This window comes from Mesorhizobium sp. M7A.F.Ca.CA.004.04.2.1, assembly GCF_004022825.1.
GTDB lineage: Bacteria > Pseudomonadota > Alphaproteobacteria > Rhizobiales > Rhizobiaceae > Mesorhizobium.
Genome location: NZ_RZPH01000860.1, coordinates 1 through 2,649, shown reverse-complemented (window position 1 = coordinate 2,649; position 2,649 = coordinate 1). Strand labels below are relative to the sequence as shown.

The window sequence follows — 2,649 nt, the reverse complement described above, 5'->3', positions numbered from 1 at the left end:
CTGTACAAGCCGATCGAGCCGCAACTCGATCTCGCCTCCGACTATGTGCTGCCGACCCGGCCGGCGGCGATCGCTGCCACCGCCGATCCTGCCTTCGCGGCGATCGGTGCGCGCCTGTCCGGTATTCTCGACGCCACGCAGAAAACCACGCTGGCCGGCTTCCGGCTGCTCGATCCCCGGGGCGTCGTCATTGCCGGGCGCGGCGAGGTCGGCCAGTCGCTCAGTGCGGCCGAAGAGGTGCGCACAGCACTTGCCGGCAGCTATGCCAGCGCGCTCAGGCTGCGCATCCGCGACCAGCCGGCGCCGCCGCTCTATTCGGTCAGCCGCGGCACCAAGGTGCGTGTCTTCGCCGCTTTGCCGGTGGCCGTCGACGGCAAGGTCGCCGGCGTCGTCTATGTGTCGCGGACGCCCAACAACATCATCAAGCATCTCTATGGCGAACGCGGCAAGGTGACGTTGGCGGCGATTGCCATTCTCGGCGGCACGCTGCTCATCGGCCTCATCTTCCTGCGCACCGTCAGCCGGCCGATCTATGCGCTGATCGACCGCACCGAGCGCATCGCCGCCGGCGACCGCGCGGCGATCAGGCCGCTCGACCATCACGGCACGCGAGAGATGGCGGAGCTTTCCGCCGCCTTCCTCGACATGGCCGAAAAACTGCAGGCGCGTTCCGACAGCATCCAGACGTTCGCCACCCATGTCTCGCACGAACTCAAATCGCCGCTGACAGCGATCCAGGGCGCAGCCGAATTGCTGCGCGATTCCGGTGGCGCGATGGACGATACGGAGCGGCGGCGTTTCTCCAACAATATCGTCACCGATGCGGGACGGCTCAATCTGCTGGTTCGCCGCCTGCTTGACATGGCGCGCGCCGAAAACCTGGCGCCGAGCGGCGAAAGCACATCGATCGGTGCGGCGCTGGCGCTGCTTCCCGTAGACAACAGGCTGGCGGTTAGCATCGGGGCCGGCGGCGACATCAGATTGCACATATCGGCCGAGAACGCGGCTATCGTGCTGGCCAATCTCATCGACAATTCGGCCAGGCACGGCGCGACACAGGTTTCTGTCTCCGCTACGAGCGCCGACGGCAAGGCGAGCCTCCTGGTCAGTGACGACGGCGCCGGTATTTCGCCGAGCAACCGGGCGCGCATTTTCGAGCCGTTTTTCACCACGCGGCGCGAACAGGGCGGCACCGGCATGGGGCTCGGCATCGTGCTGGCCCTCCTGAAAGCGCATGATGGTATGATCGCGCTGGTTGACAGCGAACGCGGCACGCGCTTCGAGATCATTCTGCCGGTGGCGTGAAGGACACCATCGGCCGGATCGGAGAGAACATGCGCTACGACATCGTCATCATCGGCGGAGCCATCGTCGGCTCCTCGGTCGCCTATTACCTGCGTGAGCAAGGGTTTTCCGGCACGATCGCGCTGGTCGAGCGTGATCCGCAATTCGCGCATGCGGCAACGACGCTGTCCATGGCCTCGATCCGCCAGCAATTCTCGATCCCGGAAAACATCCGCCTGTCGCAGTTCACGCTGAAACTGTTTCGGCGGCTGAAGGAAGAGTTCGGGGACGACGCCGATATCGGCTTTCGCGAGGGCGGCTACCTCATCCTTGCCGGCGAGGACGGCTTGCCGATCCTCAAGAGCAATCACGAGGCGCAGATCGCGGAGGGCGCCGACATCGTGCTGGAGGATGCCGCCCAGCTTACGCGCCGGTTCCCGTGGCTGTCGACCGAGGGCATTTCAGCCGGCGCCTATGGCCGCACCGGCGAAGGCTGGTTCGACGCGCATGCGATGCTGACGCTGTTCCGCAAGGCGCTGCGGCAGAAGAAAGTCGATTTCATCGCCGCCGATGTCACCGGCATCGCGCGCGATGGCAACCGCGTCACCGGAGTGAGCCTCGGCAATGGCGAGACGCTGGAGGCTGGCATCGTCGTCAACGCCGCCGGCCCGAACGCCGGCAAGGTGGCTGCCATGGCCGGGCTTGAGCTGCCGGTCGAGCCGCGCAAGCGCAATGTCTTCGTCTTCGAGGCGCGCGAGAAATATGCCGACATGCCGCTGCTGGTCGATCCCTCCGGCATCTATGTCCGTCCGGAAGGCTCGGTCTACCTCACCGGCGGCGCCGAACCGGAGGAAGGCGACCGCGCACCCGACCCCGGCGACTTCGAGGTAAACTGGCCGCTGTTCGAAGAGGTGATCTGGCCGGTGCTGGCGACCCGCATTCCCGCCTTCGAGGCGATCAAGCCGACCCGCGCCTGGGCCGGCCACTACGACTACAACACGCTCGACCAGAACGCGGTGATCGGTCCGCATCCCGAAGTCGGCAATTTCATCTTCGCCAACGGATTCTCCGGCCACGGCCTGCAGCAGGCGCCGGCGGTCGGCAAGGCGCTGGCCGAACTGATCGTTCATGGCGGCTATCGCACGGTGGATTGTTCGGCGTTTGGCTATGGTCGAGTCGCGGAAGGGCGGGCGTTCCGGGAATTGAACGTGATTTGAGCGTTGGCGTTTCCTTCTCCCCCTGTGGGAGAAGGTGTCGCCGAAGGCGACGGATGAGGGGTGTTCCAGGGAACGCCAACGCCTCACTCCGCTGGAACACCCCTCATCCGTCTCGGCGCTGCGCGCCGATCCACCTTCTCCCACAGGG

The 2,649-nt window shown here is 65.7% G+C and carries 2 protein-coding genes; both read left to right on the top strand.

The genetic code is table 11. From position 1 onward, the window contains the following. Positions 1-1,305: ATP-binding protein (locus EN893_RS28235; RefSeq protein ID WP_128361960.1), on the top strand; the 1,305-nt coding region annotated here is incomplete at its 5' end. Positions 1,306-1,334: 29 nt separating this feature from the next. Continuing rightward, positions 1,335-2,501, top strand: coding sequence for an FAD-binding oxidoreductase (locus EN893_RS28230; protein WP_127271325.1), 1,167 nt, complete (start codon positions 1,335-1,337; stop codon positions 2,499-2,501). Positions 2,502-2,649 lie beyond the last annotated feature (148 nt).